This is a genomic window from Alcaligenes aquatilis, from assembly GCF_003076515.1.
GTDB classification, from domain to species: domain Bacteria; phylum Pseudomonadota; class Gammaproteobacteria; order Burkholderiales; family Burkholderiaceae_B; genus Alcaligenes; species Alcaligenes aquatilis.
Window position 1 is genome coordinate 128,402 of record NZ_CP022390.1, and the last position, 24,143, is coordinate 152,544.

Genomic DNA, 24,143 nt, shown 5'->3' on the forward strand with positions numbered 1-24,143 from the left:
ATGGTCCGGCTGCTCATTAGAACATCATCACCCTGGGTATTTTCCAGCCCTGCTTTCCGACCAGGAAAGGTGTGTTGCTCAAGAATAATCAGCGGTCAAAAAAACGCTGCAGCCACTGCCAAAGGCAGTAGATGCAGCGTTTTTTACATCAGGCCTGATCGCGCCCTTCTTCTACAGCATGGCAAGCCACTTCGTGCTGCCCGGTTTGCAGCAAAGCCGGGGCTTCGCGGCGGCAGCGATCATTGGCCAGCGGGCAGCGTGGATGGAAGGTACAGCCTGATGGCGGGTTCAGCGGGTTGGGCACTTCCCCTGCTACCGGAATGCGACTTTTGCCCGCCCCGCTCATGTCGGGAATGGCTCCCAGCAACATGCGCGTGTAGGGGTGGCGAGGCTGCGCGAACAGGTCATCGCGTGGCGCAATTTCCACAATCCGGCCCAAATACATGACGCCAACCCGATCGGCCACGTGGTGTACCACAGCCAGGTTGTGCGAGATGAACAGGTAGGTCAGCCCCAGCTCGCGCTGTAAATCCTTCATCAGGTTCAGTACCTGTGCCTGCACCGACACGTCCAGCGCCGAGGTCGGCTCGTCACAGACGATAAATTCAGGCTGCAGGGCCAGCGCACGGGCAATGGAAATACGCTGGCGCTGGCCGCCGGAGAACTGGTGCGGGTAACGCTGAGCGTCGCTGGGGTTCAACCCTACTTGCGTCAGCAGCTCGGCTACTTTGGCCTCTTGCTGGGCGCTGCTCATGTCGGTGTGCGTGACCAGTGGTTCGGCAATGATGCGGCCCACGCGCCAGCGCGGATTCAGGCTGGCATAGGGATCCTGGAAAATCATCTGACGACGCTTGCGCATGGCCTTCTGGCTGGCCTTGTCCATGGTTTTCAGGGACTGACCATCAAACAGAATCTCGCCGCGTGTCAGCGAATACAGACCCGTCAGCAAACGGGCCACGGTGGATTTGCCACAGCCGGACTCTCCGACCAGGGCCAGCGTTTCACCCTTGTTCAAGGTGAAGCTGACGCCATCGACCGCCCGCAGATTTACCTTGGGTTTGCGGTAGACCAGGCGTTCCAGCAAAGGCGGGGACACATCAAACCAGCAGGCAGCGTCCTTGACCTGGACCAGGGCTTGTTTAGGGGCGCTCATGCGGACTCCTGTGCATGCAGCCAACAGGCCGCCTGTGTTTGTGGGGGAACAGGCAACAGCTCGGGGCGTTCGACCAGGCAACGATCAAAACGGCGGTCACAACGCGGATTGAAGGCACAGCCGGGCGGGATGGCGTTCAGGCGCGGCATGCTGCCGGGGATTTGTTCCAGACGTTCCAGTCCGGCGTGCAGATTGGGGATGGAACGCATCAAGCCACGGGTATAGGGGTGGCTGGGTTTTTGGATCACATCCTGAACAGGGCCAATCTCGATAATGCGACCGGCATACATCACGGCCACGCGGTCGGCGGTCTCGGCAATCACCCCCATATCGTGGGTAATCAGCATGACCGAGGTGCCTTGCGAGCGACAGAGCGTTTTCAGCAGGTCGATAATCTGCGCCTGAATAGACACGTCCAGTGCCGTGGTGGGTTCATCCGCCACGATCAGCTTGGGCTCGGCTGCAAGGGCCAGCGCAATCACCACCCGTTGGCGCATGCCGCCAGAGAACTGATGCGGATAGTGGTCGATACGCTCGCGCGCTGCCGGAATGCCGGTAGCTTCCAGCAATTCGATGGCGCGTTCCTGTGCCTGTTTCCAGGACAGGGGCAGGTGCGTCACGATGGTTTCAGCCAACTGATGGCCCACGGTATAGAGCGGGTTCAGCGAGGTCAGCGGGTCCTGGAAAATCGCGCCAATCTTGCGGCCACGAATCTTGCGCATTTGGTCCTGGTTCAGATTGTCGATGCGCTCGCCTTCCAGCAGGATCTGGCCGCCGCTGATGCGACCGGGGGCATCGAGCAAACCAATAATGGAGGAACCCGTCAGGGATTTGCCGGCACCGGACTCCCCCACCACTCCCAGTACTTCACCAGGGGCGATGGAAAAGGACACATGATCCAGGGCTTGGAGCACCCCACGCCGGGTCGGGAATTCGACACACAGGTCTTGGACAGTTAAGAGTGCAGTCATGGCTTAGCTCAATTTGGGGTTCAGGGCGTCACGCAACCAGTCGCCCAGGAGGTTGACCGACAGCACCAGCAGCACCAGCATCAGGCCAGGGAAAATCGTGATCCACCATTCGCCCGAGAACAGGAAGTCGTTACCGACCCGGATCAGGGTGCCCAGGGAGGGCGAGGTGGCCGGTACGCCGACACCCAGAAAGGACAGCGTGGCTTCGGTAATGATGGCAGTGGCCAGATGCACGGTGGCCAGCACCAGCACGGGACCCATCACATTAGGCAGCACATGGCTGAACATGATGCGTGGCGAGGACACGCCAATAACGCGGGCAGCCTGCACGTATTCACGGTTTTTTTCCACTAACGTGGAGCCGCGCACGGTACGGGCATATTGCGGCCAACCAGCCAGTGCAATGGCCCCGATCAGCACCGGAAAGGCGACCACATCGTGCATGCTCAAGGGGAACACCGCACGGGCCACACCGTCGATCAGCAAGGCAATCAGAATGGCTGGAAAGGACAGTTGTACATCGGCCACCCGCATGATGAAGGCATCCACACGGCCACCGGAGTAACCGGCCAGCAGGCCCAGCACAATGCCGACCACCATGGACAGAGCCACCGAGGCCAGACCGATCAGCAAGGAGGTGCGTGTCCCGTACAACAGGGCTGAATACAGGTCACGACCCTGGCTGTCTGTTCCCAACCAGTATTGGGGCGAGCCGTTCTCCGACCAGGCCGGTGCCAGCAAGGCATCCATCAGGTCGATAGAGGTCAGATCGAACGGGTCGCAGGGGGCCACCCAGCGGGCACCCAATGCACCGATAAACAGCAGCAAGGCCATGATGGTGGCCGCGATGGCCACGGGGGAGTGACGCCAGGACCAGACCAGATCGCTATCCCAGGCGGTTTTTAATTTAGCGAACATATTAGTGCCCCTTGGCGCCCGACAATTGGGTACGCAGACGTGGATCGACCAGGAAGTACAGCAGGTCTACCAGCAGGTTGATCACAACAAATACCAGGGCAATCAGACAGAGGTAGGCCGCCATCACGGGGATGTCGGCAAATTGCACGGCCTGGATAAACAGCAGACCCATGCCCGGCCATTGGAAAACGGTTTCCGTCACGATGGCAAAGGCGATAATGCCGCCCAGTTGCAGACCCGTGATGGTGATAACCGGCACCATGGTGTTTTTCAGGGCGTGACCAAAGTGGATGGCGCGTTGCGACAGGCCACGGGCACGCGCAAATTTGATGTAGTCGGCGCGCAGCACTTCCAGCATCTCGGAGCGCACCAGACGCAGGATCAGCGTGAGCTGGAACAAACAGAGCGTGATGGCGGGCAGGATCAAATGCTTGATCCCGTCCCAGCTAAGCAGGCCGGTACTCCACCAGCCAAACTTCAGGACTTCCCCCCGGCCATAGCTGGGCAGCCAGCCCAATTGCACGGAGAAGATCAGGATCAGCAAGATACCAATCAGGAAGGTGGGCAAGGATATGCCCAGCAATGAAAAGGCCAGAATGCTTTGCGCCATGAAACCATTGCGCTTCAAGGCGGTGTACACGCCCAGCGGCAGGCCGATCAGCAAGGCCAGTATGGCGGCCACCACGGATAGCTCGACGGTGGCAGGCAGACGTTCTTTGAGTAGTGTGGAGACAGGCTGGGCTTGCCTTAGGGACAGACCAAACTCGCCTTTTACGGCCTGGCCCACGAAGCGTCCGAATTGAACGGGAGCAGGTTGGTCCAGCCCCAGGCTGGCGCGCAACTCCACGCGATCTTGTTCGGTGGCGTCCTGCCCCAGCATGATGGTGACCGGGTCACCAATGTAGCGAAACAGCACAAAAGCCAGAAGGCTGACCGTCAGCATCACCAGAACAGCCTGGATCAGACGGCGAATAATAAATACCAGCATAGGCGGTCTCCTGGTAGAGCGCGAGGATCACTCGCGACCAGTGTCGTCCTTAATGTGTAGAAAGGGCCCGTCAAGGGGGCGTGTGCAGAAATGAAGACGATGGACTACATAAGACCTGCCCCGCATGGCAGCGGGGCAGGATAGGCAAGAAAGGCTTATTGCACGGTGACCCATTGAGCCGCCATGCGGTTATCCGCACGGTGAATGACGTCGACTTTTTTAGCCATTGCCCAAGGAATGATCTGGTCATGCAGTGGGATGTGGCCCACTTCTTTGGCATGAATTTCCAGAACCTTATGAATGGCCGCATCGCGTTTGGCGGTGTCGGTCTCGGTCTTGATCTGGTCGATCAGGGTGTCAACTTCAGCGTTGTTGTAGTTGCCAAAGTTAAAGGAGCCGTCAGCGCCCTCGCCCTTGCTGTGCATCAGACTTTGCAGGGTGTAGAGTGCGTCAAAGGTTGGCACGCCCCAGCCAAACATATAGGCGCTGCTGTCGTAGTTTTGCACCTTGGGGAAGTAGGTGGCGCGAGGCATGGCGTTCAGGTTGGCCTTGACGCCGACCTTGGCCCACATACCCACAATGGCCTGGCAGATGGCTTCATCGTTGATGTAGCGATCGTTCGGGCAGTCCAGCGTGAAGGTCAGGGAATTGTCGTAACCAGCTTCTTTCAGCAATTCTTTGGCCCGGTCCGGGTTGTAAGGCAGGCGCTGCGCCAATTCCTTGGTGTAGCCGTGAACCTGTGGAGCGATCATTGTGCCAGTGGGGGCGGAGGAACCGCGCATCACTGCTTTTTTGATGGCCTCAATGTCGATGGCCACGTACAGAGCTTCACGCACGCGCTGGTCAGCAAAGGGGTTCTTGCCCTTGATGCTGCTGTACTTCAGTTCGGGGCTCTTTTGGTCCAGGCCTAGGTAGATAGTGCGGTATTCATTACCTTCCACCACCTTGGCTTGCTGGCGCAGACGCTGCAAATCCTGTGCTGGTGGGTCCAACACCAGGTCCACTTCGCCCGACAGCAAGGCGGCGGTACGGGTGGCGTTTTGCTTGATAGGCACGTAGATCACTTCGGTGACGTTGCCCACTTTATTGCCTTTGTTCCACCACTCTTCGTTTTCCACAAAGACGGTACGCACATCCACTTCACGGGACTTCACTTTGTAGGGGCCAGTGCCGTTCGTGTTGCGCGAGGAATAGGTTTCTTCGTTCTTGTTGAAATCCTGCGGCTGTTGGGCCTTGTTTTTTTCGGACCAGTCTTTGTTCATGATAAAGACGTTGGTCAACTGTCGCAGCAGTACAGGGTTGGGGGCGGTGGTAATGATATCCACCGTTTTATCGTCCACTTTGACCGCTTTATCAATGCCGTTGACGTAGGCTTTGAAATTGGACGTGGGAGCCATGGCACGGTGGATGGAGAACACGACGTCGTCAGCGGTAAAGGGCGCGCCGTCATGAAACTTCACGCCTTCGCGCAGAGTAAATCGCCAGACCGTGGGCTCTAGCTGTTCCCAGGAGGTCGCCAGTGCAGGTGTTAACTGGAAGTCTTTGTTGTAGTCCACCAAGGGCTCATACACATACGAGCTGGCAGTAATGATGAGGTTTTCGTTCTGTGCGTGGGGGTCCAGGGTCATGAAGTCACCCTGGCTGGACCAAGTAAGCGTCTTGCTGTGGCCTACCAGGGGCAGGGCGACCAGAGCTGCCAGCGCAGCAGCCAATACTGTTTTGTTCATGAAAACCTCCTGATGGGATGGTTGGTGTCGCTGATAGAGAGGCTGCATAGTAACCGGGCGCTTGTTGCCGATTCAATATGTAGTTTCAGCCTGCCGTCAGCTTAATGAGTATTAGTGATTTATATCATCTCTACGCTTATTCAGGCCGGATCAGCGCGGGGCAGACTTGTCGCTATAATGGTGTACATATATACAGTTAACGGGCTGATCAAGGTGGCGGCACAAGAAGAGAAACCCCTGGAGCGGCGTATCGCTCATGTGGATATGGATGCGTTTTATGCCTCGGTAGAGCTGCTGCGCTACCCGCATTTGCGTGGCAGCCCCGTGGTGATTGGCGGGCGCAGTGCGGATACGCCGCGTAAATTGCCCGATGGTAGTTGGCAACATGCCCGTCTGGCGGATTATGTTGGGCGCGGGGTCGCTACGACGTCGACTTATGAAGCCCGTCAGTTGGGTGTGTTCTCGGCCATGGGTTTAATGAAGGCGGCCCAACTAGCCCCTGATGCCATCTTGCTACCTGCCGATTTTCAAGCCTACCGCCATTATTCGCGCTTGTTTAAACAGGCTGTGGCGACGGTTTCGGAGCATATCGAGGATCGGGGTATCGACGAGATCTATGTAGACCTGAGTCATAAAACCGAAGACAGCCACGAATTAGCCGAGCAGATCCGCCAGGCGGTGAACCAGGCCACGGGCCTGACCTGTTCGGTAGGCATCACGCCCAATAAGCTGCTCTCCAAGATTGCTTCGGAATTGAACAAGCCCAATGGGGCCTGTGTGCTGACCATGGATGATGTCCCCACCCGCATCTGGCCGCTGGCCGTGGGCAAGATCAATGGTATTGGTCCCAAGTCGGTCGTGAAACTGACGGAAATGGGCATAGAGAAGATTGGGGAACTGGCCGCTACACCTGCAGAAAAACTGCAGGAACATTTTGGCCTGCGCTACGCGCAATGGCTGATGGCCGTGGCCCAAGGCCAGGACGAGCGCCCCTTGTCCACCGACCGCACGCCCAAATCCATCAGCCGTGAAACCACCTTCGAGCGTGATCTGCACGTGCGCATGGATCGCTCCCGCCTGTCTGCTGTGCTGGAGTCCTTGTGTGAAAAGCTGGAACAGGATTTACGCAAATCCGCCATGTGCGCCCAAACCATAGGGATCAAGCTGAAGTTCGAGGACTTCAAAACCGTGACGCGCGACCTGTCTCTGCCCGCGCCGGTGCTGGCGGCGGATGCCATTCTGGCTGCTGCCCGCCAGAATCTGAAACGCGCCGTACTGGACAGGCGCTTGCGCTTGCTGGGCGTGAAAGCCAGTGCCCTGCTGCCTATCAGTGAAATGCCGCAGGAGCAGCCCCGGCAACTGGATCTGGACGGCTTGTTCTGATTCAAAACTAGGCAGACCAGCCGCATATACATATAATGAGACTCATTCTTATTTGAGTTTCAGGATAGTCGCCCGTGAACGAGCGCCCCGCCACCGAAGTGATGACCGTCGCTCAGATGCAGCAACATATACATGTGTTGTATTGCCAGCACCGTGGCTGGCTGCACGATTGGTTACGGCGACGTTTGGGCTGTTCTCACCATGCGGCCGATCTGGTGCATGACGCTTATGTGCGTGTCATGAGCTCGGGCCGCATCCCCGGTCCGGAGCAGGCCCGCCCTCACTTGATGCAGATCGCCAAGGGGCTGGTCATTGATCGCTACCGCCGTCAGCAAATTGAGCAGGCGTATCTGGATGCCTTGGCGCATATGCCGGAACCGACGGCGATCTCTCCTGAAGAACGTGCCCTGACCCTGGAAGTGCTGCTGCGTATTTGCGCTGCTTTGGACGGGCTGCCCGGTCGCGTCCAGCAAGTATTTTTATTGTCGCGCTACGAGGGCCTGACTTACTCGGCCATTGCTCAGCGTCAGGGCATTGCTGTGGCGACAGTACGCAAATACATGCTGCAGGCCACTCAAGCCTGTTTTGCTGTGATGGCTGATCTGGACGCGAGCGCCCTGCCGTGAGCACACCCCGTCCCGCCATGAGTCCTGTTGATGCCCAGGCCCTGGAATGGCAAGTCGTCTTTTGGTCTGGTGAAGTGCAAGAGCACGAGCAGCAGGACTTTCAGATCTGGCTGGCGGCCGACCCCTTGCATGAGCAGGCCTGGGCCCGTATCCAGCAGTTTGGTCAGCAAATGCAGCTTGCGCCGCAGGAGGTGGCGTCGCAGGTCTTGCAGGCTGGTTTGTCCGCCCAGGCTGTACAGCGGCGTCGTGCCATTTTGCGTAGCTTCCTGTTGTTGGTGTGTGGCGGGCTGGGCAGTTATGGCGTGAGTCGCACACCCCAATGGGCGGCCTGGAATGCAGACTACCGCACTGCATCAGGCCAGCGTAAAGAGCTGACTTTGCCCGATGGCACCGCGCTGGCCCTGAATACGGCCAGTTCCTTGAACGTGCAATACAGCGAAACGCAACGCAATGTCGTCTTGCTGGGTGGCGAGGTTTTGATCAGTACGGCATCCGACCCGCAAATCCGGCATCGGCCTTTTGTGGTGCAGACCCCCGAAGGGGAAGTTCAGGCGCTGGGTACCCGTTTCCTGGTGCGACATTGGCCTTCTAAGGCGCGTGTCTCGGTCCAGGTTTATGAGGGGGCGGTAGAACTGCGCCCCCGCCATGTCGGTCAGCGCACACGCTTGCAGGCCGGACAGCAGGTCCTGTTCAGCAAGCAGCAAAGCTATACCCCAGAACCAGCCAATGAGCAGGCCAGCGCCTGGCAGCGTGGTTTGCTGGTTGCAGAGCGCTGGCGTTTGGGTGATTTTCTGGCAGAAGTCGCCCGTTATCGGGCGGGAGTCTTGCGCTGTGATCCGGCGGTGGCTGGGCTGATGATTTCGGGCGTCTACCCCTTGCAGGATACGGACGCGATTTTGCAATCGGTGTCGCAGGCTCTGCCCGTGCAGGTACGGATGATGACGCCGTATTGGGTCACGGTATCGGCGTCGGCGTAGCACTTTTTGATTCTCGTTCGGGATATATGCAAAGGCCCGGTTTTTGTTCCGGGCTGCTTATTCCTGAAGAGAGAGGCCATGTTGATTAAATCCATGCGTTCTGCGGTCCGGCCCAGACGTTTCACTATTGCCCGTTCGGCCCTGGGGCCGTGCTTGCTGGCGGCAAGCCTGGCGGGAGCCTTGTCGTTGTCCAGCGTTCAGGCTCAAAGCATGAGTAGTCAGCAAATAAGCTATGACATTGCCGCAGGCACTCTGGATCAGGTCTTGAATCAGTTTGCGGCGCGTGGCGGATTTTTACTGGCTATTGATGCGTCTTTGACTGCCGGCAAGACCAGCATGGGCTTGAGGGGCGCTTACACACCGGAACAAGGTTTACGGCAGATTTTGCAAGGTAGCGGTCTGGAGGCCGTGGCGGATGGTCGCGGTTATCGTTTGCGCGCTGCGCCTGGCTTGAGCACACGCAGTCACCAGGAGCTGGAAGCGGTACGTGTGCAGGCTCAACGCGAAAGCGCAACCGGGCCCGCGAATGGCCTGCTGGCAAGGCGCAGCGCAACGGCGACCAAGAGCGATGCGGACATCATGGACACGCCGGCCTCGATCGCCGTCGTGACGCAGCAACAGATCGAGTCTCTGGCCACTCGCACGGTGGGCGAAGCCTTGCGTTACGTGCCGGGCGTGGCGGTGGAATTTGATGGGGTGGATTCACGTTTTGACACTATGTCCTTGCGTGGCTTCAATGCAGATTCCGTGGCGTGGCTGGACGGCGTGAAGCTGGCCGGCGGCAGCGGTGCGGGCAATAACTGGACCTTGCTGCAGGTTGATCCTTTCATGCTGGAGCGCATTGAAGTCCTGAAGGGGCCGGCCTCGGTGGTGTATGGTCAGATGGTGCCGGGCGGTATGGTCAATATGGTCAGTAAGCGCCCTACTCAAGTGGACCAACGCAATATTGAACTGACCTTGGGGGCGCCGCGTCAGCTACGGGGCAGCGTGGATCTGGGCGGCGCATTGGGTCAGGATGGCGTCAGTGCCTGGCGCGTGCTGGCACTAAGTTCCGATACCGAAAGCCGTACTGATCACGTCAAGCGTAAACGCCTGTTGTTGGCCCCTTCCGTCACCTTGCCGCTGGGCGAGAACGGTGAAATCGTCCTGATGGGTTCGGTGCAACGCGACCGTGGCGGCAGTGACTATATGTGGTTGCCCGCCTACGGCACCTTGTTTGATAACCCCAACGGCAAAATCCCTCTGTCACGCTTTATCGGCGAGCCACATTTTGATCGCTATGACCGCGATCAGGATATGGTCGGCTGGGCGGCGGTCTATGACATCAACGACAACTGGACACTGCGCCAGAACTTGCGCGTGCAACGCATCAAGTCGGTGATGGAATCGGTGACCAGCGATATGTATTCCTTCGACGATCCCAGTCTAGGCGGTTGGGATTGGCGCACGCTGGAACGCTACGCCAACCGGGGGACAGGAACATCCCGCTCCTTGGGTGTGGACACGCAGTCCGAATGGCGTTGGAACCTGGGGGAGGCCGAGCATACGGTGTTGCTGGGTCTGGACTATTACCGGGGCACTTTTGATGCCCGTCGTCAGACCGCCTCGGTAGGCCCGGAAGGCAGCGGCGGTGTGCTGGATTTGTATGACCCGCAGTATGGCGCAATGATCGGGCCTTTTACCACCTTGAGTGAAGTCAGTAACCGGCGTCATCAGACCGGCGTGTATCTGCAAGACCAGGTTTCATGGGGGAATTGGCGTCTGGTGGCTGGCTTGCGTCATGATCGGTCCTCCGTCAGTGGCACCAGCCGCCGCCGGTCCGGAGAGGATGATTTGGGCCAGAGCGACAAGGCCACCACGGGTCGCCTGGGTGCCTTGTATCGTTTCGATTCGGGTTGGGCACCGTATATCAGCTATGCCACCTCGTTTGAGCCTGTTGCCGGTGTGACGGCAGACGGTGTGGCCTTCCGGCCCATGAAAGGCAAGCAGACCGAAGTCGGCGTCAAGTATCAGCCCGAGGGCGCGAACTGGATGGCCAGTGCCGCCGTGTTTGATTTGCGCCAGACCAACAGGCTGACGGACGACCCGATTCACGGCTTCCCGGATCAGGTGCAAACCGGAGAACTGCGTTCGCGCGGTCTGGAGTTAGCGCTCACGGGCCGTTTGTCGCCTAACTGGTCTGTGATAGGCAGTTATTCCTACCTGAATACCAAAGTGCTTAGCAGTGAGATCCCTGAAGAACAGGGCAAACCGGCCTTGTATACACCGCGCCATCAAGCCGCCTTGTGGGTGGATTACACCTTTACCGGGCGCACAGCGCTGGCTGGCACGGTTATGGGGCTGGGGATCCGTCATGTGGGCTCGTCCCACGGCGGGGACATTGATGTGGCCGGTGGTGGCTACGCCAGCCTGCGCATCCCGGCCCATACCGTGGCGGATTTCCGGATGGCGACGCAGTTGGGCTGGATCTCGCCTGAGCTGAAAAACAGCGAACTTTCTTTGAATGTGACCAATATTGCCGACAAACAGTACGTCAATGGCTGCGGTTCCTTGTGGACTTGCGGCTGGGGCCTGGGTCGACAGGTGTCTTTAACTTTTTCAGGACGATTCTGATGAGACGACTGATAGGGCTAGCCCTGCTGGGCCTGGGTTTGAGTGTCAACGCACAAGCCAGTCCCCTGCTGAAACCGGGTTGCGCCTGGACCTTGCTGCATCCGGAGCAAGGGGAACGCACAGGAAGCTGGGGGTGGGCGGATCTGGAAAAACGTCAGTACATCGACGAGCACACGCGCTTTAATCTGGCCTCCCTGTCCAAGCAGTTCACTGCCTTGGCTGCCCTGATGCTGGTTCGGGATGGAAAATTGGCTTTGGATGAACCCGTGGCCCGGTATTGGCCGGACCTGCCCGGTGAACTGGGCAAACCCACTGTTCGACAAGTTCTGCGTCATACCGGTGGTTTGCCGGATTACATCGAGCCCTTGTACCAGGCAGGCCGAGAGCATGAGACGGTCACCGTGTCTGAGACGCTGGAGGTTTTGGCTGCCCATCCCGCTTTGCGCTTTACGCCGGGTGAGCGGTTTGAATACAGCAATACCGGGTATTTTCTGCTGGCCCAACTGGTGGAACGGGTCAGCGGCCAGCCCCTGACCCGGTTTTCCCAGCGCTATATTTTTGAACCTTTGGGCATGGACGAAACCGCGATTGTGGATCGCTACCCGTCTGCGTTGCCACAATTGGCTCGTGGCTATCGGGTCAAGGATGGGCAAGTACAAAACAGTGAATCCAGTTGGGAGCAGACGGGCGATGGTCAGGTGCATAGCAGCGCAGCAGATATGTGGCGTTGGTTGCAGCATCTGGAGCAAGACACGGTCTTGCAGAGCCCGGAGGGGCAGCCGCTGATGGGGCTGCGTAGTCTGCTGACGCAATCGGCCCCTACCGAACCCAAAAATAATTACCAGTTCGGGCTGGAAACGGTGCAACTGGGTGAGGACTATGCTGCCTGGGGACATGGTGGAGGCTGGGCGGGCTATCACAGCTTCATGGCCTACTCACCGGAGCGGCGTCAGGGGGCGGCGGTGATGTGTAACGCGATTCATTGGGATGTGCGTGCCATGGCCGAGCGGCTGCTGCAGACCGGTATCGGGCAACTGGAGCCCATTGTGTATCAACCTTGATGGTACGACTTGACCGGAGCCCTGTTTGATATGGCAGCGTAGCACCTGAAAACAAGCCTTCAGGCTTCAAGCAAAACAGCGCGGCTCCTGTTGATAAGTCAGGAACCGCGCTGTTTTCGCATCAAGCTGTACCAGAAAAGGGACAATCGCTGTCCAGATGGACATTGTCCCAGGCATAAGCGTCCTGCCGGGGGTGGGCTGCGTTAGAATTAATTGTCCAGCCGCCGGGCTGGCTTATTTTTTTTCTTTCATTTTCATCAAGGTTTGCCGTTATGGAATTCGATCGGGCCGGTGTACGTGCATTAATGGAAATTACCCAGCGTCCGGAGTTGGTCTTTGTGCGAGGAGAAGGTTCCTGGCTGCAAGACCACAACGGCAAGCGATACCTGGACACCGTCCAGGGCTGGGCCGTGAACGCGCTGGGCCACAGCCCTGCCAACGTCATCAAGGCGATCACCGAACAAGCGTCCAAATTGATCAACCCCTCGCCGGCGTTCTACAACGAGCCCTCTATCGCGTTGGCCAAACGCATCGTGGAACACTCCTGCTTTGATCGTGTGTTCTTTGCCAACAGTGGTGGTGAAGCCAACGAAGGCGCCATCAAGCTGGCGCGCAAATGGGGTCAGATCAACAAGAACAACGCTTACAAGATCATTTCTTTTGAGCACTCTTTCCATGGCCGTACCCTGGCCACCATGTCCCTGTCCGGCAAACCCGGCTGGGATCGCATGTTTGCGCCTCAGGTTGAAGGTTTCCCCAAAGCCAAGTTGAATGATCTGGAATCCGTGCGCGCACTGATTGACGATCAAACCGTGGGCATCATGCTTGAACCCGTACAGGGCGAGGCCGGTGTTATTCCCGCGACCGTGGAGTTCATGAAGGGCCTGCGCGCTCTGGCCGACGAGCACAAGCTGCTGCTGATCGTGGATGAAGTGCAAACCGGTATGGGCCGTACCGGCACTATGTTTGCTTACGAACACTCGGGCATCCGTCCTGACATCATGACCTTGGGTAAAGGTATTGGTGGTGGCGTGCCTTTGTCGGCACTGTGCGCACGCGAGGAAATCTCCTGCTTTCAACCTGGTGATCAGGGCGGTACCTACAACGGTAATCCCTTGATGACCGCCGCTGGCGTGGCGGTGTTTGATGAACTGACCGCTCCTGGCTTCCTGGATTCGGTCAACGCCCGCGCCAAGCAACTGTCCGAAGGCTTGCTGGCCATCAGCGCCAAGTGGGGCATGGATGGTGAACGTGGTGAAGGCCTGCTGCGTGCCCTGATTCTGGATCAGGATGACGGCCCGGAAATTGTGGCTGCGGCCCGCGACCGTGCTCCGGAAGGCATGTTGCTGAATTCACCTCGCCCTAACCTGCTGCGTTTCATGCCAGCCTTGAACATCACGGCTGATGAAATCGACCTGATGCTAGCCTGGCTGGACGAAATTCTGGTCAAGGTTCGCGGCTAAGTCGTGTTGCTGCCATAAAGAAATCCGCCTTCGGGCGGATTTTTTTGGTCTTTGCACAACAGGGGCTGTGTTCCTGCCATAACGTGGAGCAGGGGATGGTGGGTGTCACCATGCCCTGGGGAAAAGGTGCATTTACACGGTTTCTAAATGGGCTTTTACAGCGGCAGCCACTAATTCAGGGTGGGAAATATGCATGCCGTGGCCCGCCCCTGTGACGGTGCGAATCGTGGCGCGTGGCACCCGTTCCGATATTTTCTGAATGACCGCTGCGTAGGTTGGTAGGGTCGCGCTGCCGGTCAATAGTGTCGTCTGTCCGGCAAACGTGGCTAAGGCGCTGACATTGACCGCCAAGCGATCCGGGTCCCGGAATTGATCGAGCCACGTGTGTGCATTGGACAGGATGGTGGCGCGGGCCTGCGAGTCGAATACTTCATGCCAGGCCTTGTCTCCGAAGGCGACTTTCTCGATAAAAAGTTTTGCGCCTGCTTCGACCTGTCCCTTTTCTATCATCATGGCGGCTTGTTTCATCAAGTCGCTTGCTTCCAGTCTGAGGGCCTCGTTTTCGTCTTGTAAAAGGCTGAAAACCGGGGGTTCCAGCAACATCATCGAACTGACCCGCTCCGGGTGGCGGCTGGCCAGAACAATGGAGACATTCGCTCCATAAGAGTGTCCGAGGACATGAGCTGTTTGCAGGTTCAGATGGTCCAAAAGAGCGATGACATCGGCGACATCTTCGCTCAGGCGACCCTGGCCTTTGGGAGCGGAGCTTCGGCTGTGGCCGCGCCGATCGTAGCGCAGAAGTGTATGGTCAGAGAGCTTGTTGGCAACACCGTTCCAGCTTTGGTGATCATCCCATGAGCCATGTATACAAATGATAGGGGTGTTGCCGTTTGTGGGGGGGTGAAGATAGGCGAGACTGAAATCCTGAAAATCTATTTTTTTCATTATGTTTCGCATGTTTAGGAGCCCTTTCTCGCTGTTTTCAGTTGGTTTCGATGAAACATGAGGTATATACCATAATTGTAGATAGTATACCAAACGGGTGGATAGCCTCTGTTAGGGATATTCCTGCCTGGCTGGGCCGATGTGCAGCAATAGGGTTGAATGTGAGTACGGGTTCTCGGATAGCCACCACTTTTTGTGCTGGGTGGCAGTGAAGGACAAAAGCAGTGCCAAAACTGGATAATCCGCCCCTGTGTTGTGCCAGAGCTGGATAGTTCGGCGCCAAATTGATTCATAGAATAAAAACCAGCCAATCCGGGGGATTGGCATCCGACTGTGTCACACACGCAGCGGTTTTATTTCTATGAGAGAGACAAGTCATGACCCAAAACAGCACCCCACCCTACATCGAGATCGAAAAGCGCATCGACAAGGTCCGCGACGAATACGCTCTGGTTGAAGGTCACTTCGATACGTCTGAAGAAACCTCCCCCTGGATTCCTTTCGGCCCCAATATCTGGCTGCGTCACCTGAGCTTTGATATTCGCAACAACACCTCGGTACACATCATGCGTGCCGACAAGGGTGGCTCCCTGGGTCGTCACCGTCATCGCGCTGTGGTGACTGGCTACATCTTGTCCGGCAGCCTGCGTTACGAGGAGTACGACTGGGTGGCTCGCGCTGGCCATTACATCCACGAAAGCCCCGGCCGCACCCACACGCTGGTGTCTGATGAAGGCATGGAAACGCTGTTCCACCTGGGCACGCCCATCGAGTTCCTGGACGAGAACGACAACATTCTGGAAATCATCGACGTGTTCTGGATGATCGACCACTACACCAGCTACTGTAAGAAGCACAATCTGCCCATCAACCAGTCCATGTTTATCTAAGACTGTTTGAGGCTTGTGTGCCGTGTCTGCCCCGTTTGATGGGGCAGCTCCTGGAAGCGTTGCTGATAGTAGGCAGAAAACCGGCCCAGATGCCCAAAGCCATGCGCCAGTGCCACCTCGGTGACATTGGGGCGGGGTCGGCTTTGCAGCACTTGATGCGCGGCGTCCAGACGCAGATTGCGTACCCAGCTCATGGGTGACTGCTTGTAGTGACGACGGCACAGCAGATGCAGGAAGCGGGGACTCACACCTGCTGCCTGCGCCAGATCATCCAGTGAGATGTTGCTGTGCAAATGCGCCAGCACATAGTTTTTGGCCTGGAGCAGTCGCATTTGCCCTGCCCGGGCTGCGGCTCCCATGGACTCATCCACCAGAGCCTGCACAGCTTGTTTATCGGTGGGATGACTGAGCAGGAATAAAGCCAGGCTGCTTTCAATATGCTGCGTCCAGGAGGCTGAACGGTCGCTGTGCTGTGCCGGGAGCAGAAGCAGGTGCTGGATGAGGTTGGCCCATTGCGGGCCCATACAGGGGTCCAACTTGTAGACACAGCCCCGAGTCATGCCCTCGTGCGTCAGCGTCTGATGACCCACGCCATCAAACAGGCTGTAGGGGATTTTGACGATTAACTGCTCGCAACCGGCTTGCCATAAGGTGCGCACATGATGGCGGGGGGATACCACCGCAATATCGCCGGGATAGGCTGTTAATTTGTGATGACCATCACTGATGAATTCGGCCGTGCCTTGCAAGGGCATTTGCACCAGACAGAAGTCGCCGAAGGCATCGGCCTGGATTTCCACTTCGGCACCGTAGCCCAGCCGCATCAGGCTGATCTGATCAATATCGCGGCGGTACAGGCTGGTGTTGATGCGCCCGCGACCCCAATGCAGAGCATGCCGGGAAATGGCCCGGCTCAGTGGCTGATGGGACAGCTCGGCGCTGTGTGAATGAAAGATTGGATGACGGTACAACACCGACAGATCCAAGCCATTTTCTGCCGACATTGGGAACCCCTTGTTCCAGAGCATAAGGATGCGCGTGACCAGCGACTAGTGTAAAAGTTGCACGGCTGGGCGGGCATGGGGGCTATCCCTGATCGGGGCTTGTGGGTTTCAGAATATTCTTTATTTACAGAAGGATAGAATGGTTGTTATTTTATTTAGGTTTAAAAGAATCAGCCTGGTTTTTGGCGTTGTGGTTGAGGCTTGAAGAAGTGAACCGTAGGTCTTCAATGTCGTGAGCTGACCTTAAATAAAAGGACGAATAATCAGTTGCAGACCCAATACCGCCAGGAACAGCAACAGACATTGCTTGAAGCGTCGCGGGCTGATGCGCATGCGAACTTTTTGTCCCAGCCACATGCCCAGTAAAGCTGGAACAATCACTACGGTGGACAGGCTCAGCTGATTTGGCTTGAACACATCGTGCATGAACAGGCCACCTGCCAGCGCGAGGGTGGAGATGGTGAAGGACAGCCCCAAGGCCTGTACCAGCTCATCCTTGTTCAGATTCAGGGCCTGTAAATAAGGTACGGCAGGCATCACAAAAACGCCGGTAATGCCGGTCACGACGCCCGTCACCAGGCCAATCAAGGGTGCAAGCCAGGGCTCGAAGCGGGGTGACACCGTCAGGGTGGGGGCGATAAGCGCATAGCCTGCATAAACCAGTAGCGCGATACCCAAGGCCATACCTGATAGCTGCGGTGAGGTATTGGCCAGCAAGGACGAGCCCCAGAGCGTGCCCAGCACAATGGTCAGCATCATGGGCCAGAGCCTGCGCAGCAAAGCCAGCATGGGCGGCCCGGCAAGGCATTGCCAGACATTGGTGATAAAAGAAGGCAACACCAGCAAGGCGGCGGCCGAGGCGGGTGACATCACCAGACCCAGCAAGCTCATGGCGACCGTAGGCAGGCCCATGCCGGTAATGCCTTTGACCATGCCCGCGACCAGGAAGGTGGCGCCGATCAGAAGAAAGAAAGTGAGAGATTCATGCATGCCTGTATTGAAGCGTGGCAGGCAGGCGTACACAATGTGGATTTAAGACGGTATCCTTCGGTTTATCCGAAGGGTTTTCAGGAGTGGTCATGCGACTGGGTCTGGCAGATCTTCACTTGTTCTTGAGCATTGTGGAGGCAGGCAGCATCACACAGGGGGCGGTACGCGCGAATCTGGCATTGGCTTCGGCCAGCGAGCGTTTGCGTCGTATCGAGGACGACGCGGGTGTTGCCCTTCTGGAGCGTCTGCCGCGTGGAGTCGTCACTACCGAAGCGGGTGAGGCCCTGGCCCACCATGCCCGTTTGATGTTGCGTCAGCATGATTTGCTAAAGGGCGAATTGCAGGATTTCGCCCTTGGCGCGCGGGGGACCTTGCACCTGTATGCGAATACGGCGGCCTTGACCGACTTTCTGCCGCCCCGTCTGGCGCCCTGGTTGGCGCAGCGGCCCAATCTGCACATCGAACTGAAAGAGCGCACCAGCACAGACATTGTGCGTACGGTGGCGGCAGGTTTGGCCCAGGCCGGTGTGGTGTCGGATGCGGTGCAGGCACCGGAGCTGGTGCTGGAGCCGGTCGCCAAGGATCATTTGGTGCTGATAATGGCGGCGGCTCATCCCTTGGCGGCGCTCAGCAAATTGAGCTTGCAGGAGGTTCTGCATGAGCCATTCGTGGGCCTGATGCCCGGTAATGCCTTGCAAGACCATCTGGACGAGCATGCTCGCGCTGCGGGCCATGCTTTGGCGCAGCGTATCCGCATGAAAACTTTTGAAGGGCTGTGCCAGATGGTGGCCCACGGTGTGGGCCTGGGGATTGTGCCGCAAGGGGTGGCCAGCCGCTACAAGCGCCGTTATGGCTTTGTAGCGCGGCCTTTGAGTGACCCCTGGGCCAATCGCTCCTTGTGCCTGTGCTATCAGGATTGGGATGCCCTCTCCAAACCCATGCAGCGTTTGTTGCAGCATTTGGGGTCGACGAAGGCCTGCTGAGTCCACGCTTATTGCGGGAGCTTATTCGCTGGCCTTATGTGTTTTTCAAGCAGCCAGTGGGCCGATGTTAGGCGTAGGCCTCGTGCTGGTTTCTGCATTTTTTGTGGGATTCTTCTGTGGGATTCAGCGGCCCGTTTATTTTGTCGCTGGTGCTGTGTAAATCTGTCGTTTGATTACTTGCTCTAATGCTGGAGCTTATCTTCCTGGCTTTCGTTTAACCCCCGAGCGGACAATGCTGATAAATAGCGGGCTGCTGGCGTTCTTATTCCAGCTCCTCCATCTTGTTAGCTGCAAGTGGCTCTTGCGATTCTGCTGGCTCCGCCAAGCTGATCTTCACCCCAATATCGGCCGGTTTCGCGTAGTGCAGGCTGCTGGTCACCAAGGCATTCACGCCCGTTGCGGCATAGGCGGCTGCGTTACCTGCATGAATCCCGCCTGCCGCCAGAATGGTGACGTTAGGATGCGCCCTGCGCAGCGCAGGCACGATTTGCGTCAGAGTTTCAGGCGGGACTTTATCGAACTGCACCACGTCCGCGCCAGCCTGGGCCGCGCGATAGGCTTCGTCCAGATCGGCTGCTTCAATTACGATTTTTTTCTCGCACAAGGCGTATTTGTGGCGGGCAATTGCACGGCCTACCTCTTCCCAACCGCCCATCAGGGCGCGGTGCTGCGGGAAGATCAAAATGGTTTCACCCAGGCCCAGCCGATGCGGCATGGCACCGCCCGATAGTGTGGCTTTCAAGGCCAGCTTGCGCACACCAGGCGCGTGTTTGCGGGTGGTCAGCACCGCTACCGAGGCATCCACCGTTTGCACGGCCTGCACCACTTGATGTGTCAGAGTGGCGATACCGCAGGCAAACTCCAGCAGGTTCTGGCCGACTTTCCAGGCGCGCAGCACGGCTTGGGCGGGGCCTTGGGCCAGCAAGATGGTCTGACCGGGCATAGCCGCCACGCCGCTGGGGGTGTAGTGCTGGGTCTGGCCGCCGCAAGAGCGCACAATCTCGGCCACTTCTTCAGTGCCTGCTACGCGGATAGGGTCACGCACGACGTAACGCAGTGTGGTGTTCTGCTTGTGCAGGCCCAGCATATGGCTGGTCAGGTCCAGGTAGGACGCATCTTCGCCAATCCATTGGTCGATTTGGCTTTGTTCAAAAAAAACCGTCATTTTTGATTCCCGTAGCGCCGTAGCGCCCAAAAACAGGCTAATGCCGTCAGCCCCAGCATCCAGGACAGTGCATTGGCGCAGTCTGTGTCGCCATCGAGCACGGCGTTGTAGATAGATAAAGACAGGGTTTCGGTACGGCCCGCGATATTGCCACCCAACATCAGCGAGATCCCGACTTCGCCCAGCGCCCTGCCGCCCGACAGAATCAGACCTGTGGCCAAGGCGGGCCGCAGCAAGGGTAGCTCCACCCGGAAGAAGTAGGACCAGGTGCCGTGGCCCAGCGTGGCCGCTGCTTCACGCAGCCGTGGCGACAGGCTGTTCATGCTGTTTTGCACGGGTTTGACCATTAAAGGCAGCCCAGCGATAAACGCGGCAATCAACAAGGCCGCAGGCTGAAAAACAATATTGGGTGACCAGCCGGTGGCACTGGCCAGCCAGCCCTGTCTGCCCAAGGCAAGCAGCAGCAAATAACCGATGACAATCGGTGGAAAAACCAGCGGCAGGCTCACCAGCGAATCGAGTAATCCGTGGCCCGGAAAGCGTTTTCTGGCCAGGACCCAGGCCAGTGCTACCCCCAGAACCAATTGGGCCACCAGGGTGGCGGCCAGCACATAGACACTCAGGCCCAGCGAGCTGCTGGAGCAGCTCATCCAGGCAGACATCACAGGCCGTGGCGCTCAAGAATGGACTTGGCCTTGTCCGAGCCCAGGAACTGGGTCCAGGATTGCAGCGTGGGACTGTCAGGGCGGTTCTTGAGCACGGCCAGACTCAGATCAATCGGATCGTGGCAGTGGGCGGGCATGGGTAGGATGGTGCCTAGTTTGTCCTTGTGGGCCAGCGCTTCGCTGCGGTTGATGAAACCGGCATCCACTTCGCCGTTCAGCAAGTAAGTCGATACTTGCGGGAGCATGGCCACTTCAAGGGTGCGACCATCGGCCTGGATTTTTTCGCGTTCCATGCAGGTGGTGGCGGCACGGCCGTAAACCGTTTTCTTGGCATCGCCAATCGCGATGCGGGCGTAGCTGGGCTGCTGCAGATCCTGGATGGAATCAATGGTCTTGCCCTTGGGCACGGCCAGCATCAGGGCACCCTGACTGATGTTTACGAACTGTTGGGCAATGCCCATGGGTTCCAGAAAAAAGCGGTCGCCAATGATGGCGGCAATGTCCGGGTTTTGCTCGCTCTGGGCGCGGACCTGCTGCATATTGCCAAAGCTGCTCTCTACCGTCAGGCCGGTTTCTTTATTGAAGGCTTCCATCAATTCGGTGACGGGCTTGCGGTAGCCCGCGCCGGAGGCAATCAGCAGGTCGGAAGCGTGGGCCGTGGTGGAGATCGCCAGCAGGCAAGCGGCGGAGAACAGCAAAGATTTCATGGGGTTTCCTGTCGATCAAATTCGTTATGAGTTCAAGTTTATAACGAGAAGGGACGGACAGGGACTACCGGGGTGCTTTTAGGCCGTGGGTTTGACAACGGTTGCAGGTGTTGTGGTTCGACAGCGTGTTTGGGTGTTTTGGGGAGGGGCAAGTCGCGATCAAACAGGAAAGCTCAGCAAAGGCATACCCTTAAACGAAAAAATCCCCATCCTGCTGATGCAGGATGGGGATTGGGGGCACCCGCCACCCGGAGTCAGGCTCCGGGCGACATCGTGTGCTTTAGGCTTGAGCGGCTTTGAATGCCAGACGCCATTGGTGCAGCAAGGGCTCGGTGTAGCCGTTAGGCTGTTCCAGACCCTTCAGAACCAGATCCTGAGCGGCGCGGAAGGCAAAGGAGCCTTCAAAGTTGCCGGCCATGTTCTGGTAGGCGGGGTCGCCCGCGTTTTGCTGGTCTACCACAGCCGCCATGCGCTGCAGGGTTTCAACCACTTGTTCGTGGGTGACGATGCCGTGCAGCAGCCAGTTGGCGATGTGCTGGCTGGAGATACGCAGGGTAGCGCGGTCTTCCATCAGGCCGACGTTGTGGATGTCAGGCACTTTGGAGCAACCCACGCCCTGGTCAATCCAGCGCACGACGTAACCCAGAATGCCCTGAGCGTTGTTGTCCAGCTCTTCCTGGATTTCCTTGGCGGACCAGTTGGTGTCCGTGGCCACAGGAATGGTCAGGATGCTGTCCAGGTAGTCGTTGGTGTCGCTTTCCAGACCTTTCTGGACGTCGACCACGTTGACTTGGTGGTAGTGCAAGGCGTGTAGCGTGGCAGCAGTAGGCGATGGCACCCAGGCGGTGTTGCCACCCGCTTTCACGTGGCCAATTTTTTGCTCCAGCATTTCTGCCATCAGGTCAGGCATGGCCCACATGCCTTTACCGATCTGGGCGCGACCGCGCAGACCGCACTGCAGGCCGATCTGAACGTTGTTGCGTTCATAGGCAGGCTGCCATTCGGCTTGTTTCATGTCGGCCTTGCGCACCACGGCGCCCGCTTGCATGCACGTGTGGATTTCGTCGCCAGTACGGTCCAGAAAGCCTGTGTTGATGAACACCACGCGCTCGGTGGCCTGGGCAATGGCGGCCTTCAGGTTCACGCTGGTGCGGCGCTCTTCGTCCATGATGCCCAGTTTGACGGTGTTGGGAGCCAGACCCAGCAGGCCTTCCACACGGTCAAAAATTTCGCTGGCAAAGGCCACTTCGTCAGGGCCGTGCATTTTGGGTTTGACGATGTACAGCGAGCCGCTGCGCGAGTTTTTCTTCAGTTGCAGATCACGCATGCCGATCAGGGTGGTGATCACGGCGTCCAGAATGCCTTCAGGAATTTCGCGACCTTCGCCGTCAATGATGGCGGGGTTGCTCATCAGGTGACCGACGTTACGCACGAACATCAGCGAGCGGCCAGCCAGAGTCTGGGTAGCGCCCTTCAGGTCGGTGTACTGGCGATCATCAGCCAGGCGGCGGGTGAAAACCTTGCCGTCTTTCTTGATTTCTTCGGTCAGCGAGCCGGTCACCAGACCCAGCCAGTTGCGGTAGGCCAGAACCTTGTCGTCGGCGTCCACGGCAGCCACGGAGTCTTCGCAGTCCATGATGGTGGTCAGCGCGGCTTCCAGAACGATGTCTTTCACGCCAGCCGGGTCGGTCTTGCCGATGGCACTGGTGGGGTCGATCTGCAGTTCAAAGTGCAGGCCGTTGTGCAGGAACACGATGGCTTCAGGCGCATCGGGCTGACCACGGTAACCCAGCAGGGTCGATGCATCTTTCAGGCCGGTGGTGCCGCCGTTTTCCAGGGTGACGCGCACAGCGCCGTCAGCGATGGTGTAGGAGGTAGCCTGGTCGTGGCTGCCTTGAGCCAGAGGAATAGTGTCGTTCAGGAACTGGCGGCCAAAGGCGATAACCTTGGCACCGCGCACGGCGTTGTAGCCACCGCCACGCTGGGCACCGTCGGTGTCAGGGATGGCGTTGGTGCCGTACAGAGCGTCGTACAGGCTGCCCCAACGTGCGTTTACGGCGTTCAGCGCGTAACGTGCGTTCATGATGGGCACAACCAACTGAGGGCCACCTTGTTCGGTGATTTCAGTGTCGACGTTGGTGGTGTTGACCTTGACGTTGGCAGGCGCCTCTTTCAGATAGCCGATGGAGCTCAGGAAGCTCTTGTAGGCAGGCATATCGGTGATGGGGCCTGGATTGGCCGTGTGCCACTTGTCCAGTTCGACTTGCAAGCGGTCGCGTTCGGCCAGCAAGGCGCGGTTTTTAGGTGCCAGATCATGGACCAGCTTATCGAAACCAGTCCAGAAGGCTTCGGAGGAGATACCTGTGCCGGGCAGGGCTTCTTGTTCGATGAACTGATGAAGCACCTCGGCGACTTGCAATCGCTGGCAGGAGATTCGAGTGGTCATGTGTACCCTTGCTGATAGTTAAAAGTGATTCGGTACAGCGGCAGGCCAAACGGCCTTGCTAACTGCGATTACCTGGTCAAGAGCGCATTCAGAACTTGCTGAAATCGCGGGTGGATAGACCCACGCGGCGCCAGGACACAAATGACATCAGAGGGCGAGCAGATTGCTTGAAGCGAAAATCATTAAAATACGCTAACCCATTGTAAATTAGCCTAAATACAAGCTAATTTGCGCGATGACGAGCTATGTCTCACACGCATGCCGAGCACACTGCCAGGTTGGATAACTTAAATTATGAAGGACTGACGCAAGCTGGATTTAATACTAAAAGTATTAAGACTACATACTTAATGTATTTACTGGTTTTGGGCAAGTCTTATATATGAGGTAGAAGACGTAGCTGACTTTCCCTTGTCATCATAAGCCGCCACATCGAGTACTGCTTGAAATACTTGAAATGCCTGCCAA

The 24,143-nt window shown here is 57.7% G+C and carries 20 protein-coding genes; 8 read left to right on the forward strand and 12 right to left on the reverse strand.

The features are described 5' to 3' along the window. Window positions 1-148 precede the first annotated feature (148 nt). The 5 genes from CA948_RS00575 to CA948_RS00595 form a co-directional block, all read right to left on the reverse strand. Window positions 149-1,153, reverse strand: a complete 1,005-nt coding sequence (locus tag CA948_RS00575) for an ABC transporter ATP-binding protein (RefSeq protein ID WP_086069875.1) — start codon at window positions 1,151-1,153, stop codon at window positions 149-151. Continuing rightward, window positions 1,150-2,124, reverse strand: a complete 975-nt coding sequence (locus tag CA948_RS00580; RefSeq protein WP_108727038.1) for an ABC transporter ATP-binding protein — start codon at window positions 2,122-2,124, stop codon at window positions 1,150-1,152. Before CA948_RS00580 ends, CA948_RS00575 begins: the two co-directional genes overlap by 4 nt. 3 nt (window positions 2,125-2,127) lie before the next feature. Further along, window positions 2,128-3,042, reverse strand: coding sequence for an ABC transporter permease (locus CA948_RS00585; RefSeq protein ID WP_108727039.1), 915 nt, complete (start codon window positions 3,040-3,042; stop codon window positions 2,128-2,130). Window position 3,043: 1 nt separating this feature from the next. After that, entirely contained in the window at window positions 3,044-4,030 is a 987-nt protein-coding gene (locus CA948_RS00590) for an ABC transporter permease (RefSeq protein WP_108727040.1), read from the reverse strand. Between the two features lie 155 nt (window positions 4,031-4,185). Continuing rightward, window positions 4,186-5,757: an ABC transporter substrate-binding protein gene (locus CA948_RS00595; protein ID WP_108727041.1), complete on the reverse strand. Its 1,572-nt coding sequence runs from the start codon at window positions 5,755-5,757 to the stop codon at window positions 4,186-4,188. Between the two features lie 177 nt (window positions 5,758-5,934). Here CA948_RS00595 and dinB point away from each other — a divergent pair, with 177 nt between their 5' ends. The 6 genes from dinB to CA948_RS00625 all read left to right on the forward strand — a co-directional run bounded on the left by dinB (window position 5,935) and on the right by CA948_RS00625 (window position 13,880). Continuing rightward, window positions 5,935-7,140 carry a DNA polymerase IV gene (gene dinB, locus CA948_RS00600; protein WP_108727042.1) on the forward strand — a complete coding sequence of 402 codons (1,206 nt, stop codon included), beginning with the start codon at window positions 5,935-5,937 and terminating at the stop codon, window positions 7,138-7,140. A 74-nt stretch (window positions 7,141-7,214) separates the two neighbouring features. Next, a complete protein-coding gene (locus CA948_RS00605; RefSeq protein ID WP_326833659.1) occupies window positions 7,215-7,766 on the forward strand; it encodes a sigma-70 family RNA polymerase sigma factor in 552 nt (183 codons plus the stop codon). Beyond that, window positions 7,763-8,743, forward strand: coding sequence for a FecR domain-containing protein (locus CA948_RS00610; RefSeq protein WP_238988627.1), 981 nt, complete (start codon window positions 7,763-7,765; stop codon window positions 8,741-8,743). Before CA948_RS00605 ends, CA948_RS00610 begins: the two co-directional genes overlap by 4 nt. 78 nt (window positions 8,744-8,821) lie before the next feature. Further along, a complete protein-coding gene (locus CA948_RS00615) occupies window positions 8,822-11,356 on the forward strand; it encodes a TonB-dependent siderophore receptor (protein WP_108727044.1) in 2,535 nt (844 codons plus the stop codon). Beyond that, window positions 11,356-12,417 (forward strand): serine hydrolase domain-containing protein, encoded by a 1,062-nt coding sequence (locus CA948_RS00620; RefSeq protein ID WP_108727045.1) that lies wholly within the window; start codon window positions 11,356-11,358, stop codon window positions 12,415-12,417. The genes CA948_RS00615 and CA948_RS00620 overlap by 1 nt, the downstream gene beginning before the upstream one ends. Window positions 12,418-12,689: 272 nt before the next feature. Continuing rightward, window positions 12,690-13,880 (forward strand): acetylornithine transaminase, encoded by a 1,191-nt coding sequence (locus CA948_RS00625; RefSeq protein ID WP_094195198.1) that lies wholly within the window; start codon window positions 12,690-12,692, stop codon window positions 13,878-13,880. Between the two features lie 132 nt (window positions 13,881-14,012). On the opposite strand, the gene CA948_RS00630 is transcribed toward CA948_RS00625, so the two are convergent. Continuing rightward, entirely contained in the window at window positions 14,013-14,825 is an 813-nt protein-coding gene (locus CA948_RS00630; protein WP_159086091.1) for an alpha/beta fold hydrolase, read from the reverse strand. Window positions 14,826-15,202: 377 nt separating this feature from the next. On the opposite strand from CA948_RS00630, the gene CA948_RS00635 reads away from it, so the two are divergent. After that, window positions 15,203-15,715, forward strand: coding sequence for a 2,4'-dihydroxyacetophenone dioxygenase family protein (locus CA948_RS00635; protein WP_026483888.1), 513 nt, complete (start codon window positions 15,203-15,205; stop codon window positions 15,713-15,715). On the opposite strand, the gene CA948_RS00640 is transcribed toward CA948_RS00635, so the two are convergent. Continuing rightward, window positions 15,712-16,719 carry an AraC family transcriptional regulator gene (locus tag CA948_RS00640; protein WP_108727047.1) on the reverse strand — a complete coding sequence of 336 codons (1,008 nt, stop codon included), beginning with the start codon at window positions 16,717-16,719 and terminating at the stop codon, window positions 15,712-15,714. The two genes, CA948_RS00635 and CA948_RS00640, sit on opposite strands and share 4 nt — an antisense overlap. Window positions 16,720-16,962: 243 nt before the next feature. Beyond that, window positions 16,963-17,709: a sulfite exporter TauE/SafE family protein gene (locus tag CA948_RS00645; RefSeq protein WP_108728664.1), complete on the reverse strand. Its 747-nt coding sequence runs from the start codon at window positions 17,707-17,709 to the stop codon at window positions 16,963-16,965. 89 nt (window positions 17,710-17,798) lie between these two features. Between CA948_RS00645 and CA948_RS00650 the strand changes: the two genes are divergently transcribed. Next, the gene (locus tag CA948_RS00650) at window positions 17,799-18,692 is read left to right on the forward strand and encodes a LysR family transcriptional regulator (RefSeq protein ID WP_108727048.1); all 894 of its coding nucleotides are present in this window, start codon (window positions 17,799-17,801) and stop codon (window positions 18,690-18,692) included. Window positions 18,693-18,954: 262 nt separating this feature from the next. Here the strand turns inward: CA948_RS00650 and modD are convergent, their stop codons facing one another. The 4 genes from modD to CA948_RS00670 all read right to left on the reverse strand — a co-directional run bounded on the left by modD (window position 18,955) and on the right by CA948_RS00670 (window position 23,675). Then, window positions 18,955-19,857, reverse strand: coding sequence for a ModD protein (gene modD, locus CA948_RS00655; protein WP_108727049.1), 903 nt, complete (start codon window positions 19,855-19,857; stop codon window positions 18,955-18,957). Next, complete coding sequence (gene modB / locus CA948_RS00660; RefSeq protein ID WP_203226729.1) at window positions 19,854-20,519, reverse strand: molybdate ABC transporter permease subunit; 666 nt, start codon at window positions 20,517-20,519, stop codon at window positions 19,854-19,856. The genes modD and modB overlap by 4 nt, the downstream gene beginning before the upstream one ends. Further along, window positions 20,519-21,229: a molybdate ABC transporter substrate-binding protein gene (modA, locus tag CA948_RS00665; RefSeq protein ID WP_108727050.1), complete on the reverse strand. Its 711-nt coding sequence runs from the start codon at window positions 21,227-21,229 to the stop codon at window positions 20,519-20,521. The genes modB and modA overlap by 1 nt, the downstream gene beginning before the upstream one ends. Window positions 21,230-21,509: 280 nt before the next feature. Next, window positions 21,510-23,675 (reverse strand): malate synthase G, encoded by a 2,166-nt coding sequence (locus CA948_RS00670; RefSeq protein WP_108727051.1) that lies wholly within the window; start codon window positions 23,673-23,675, stop codon window positions 21,510-21,512. Window positions 23,676-24,143: the final 468 nt, after the last annotated feature.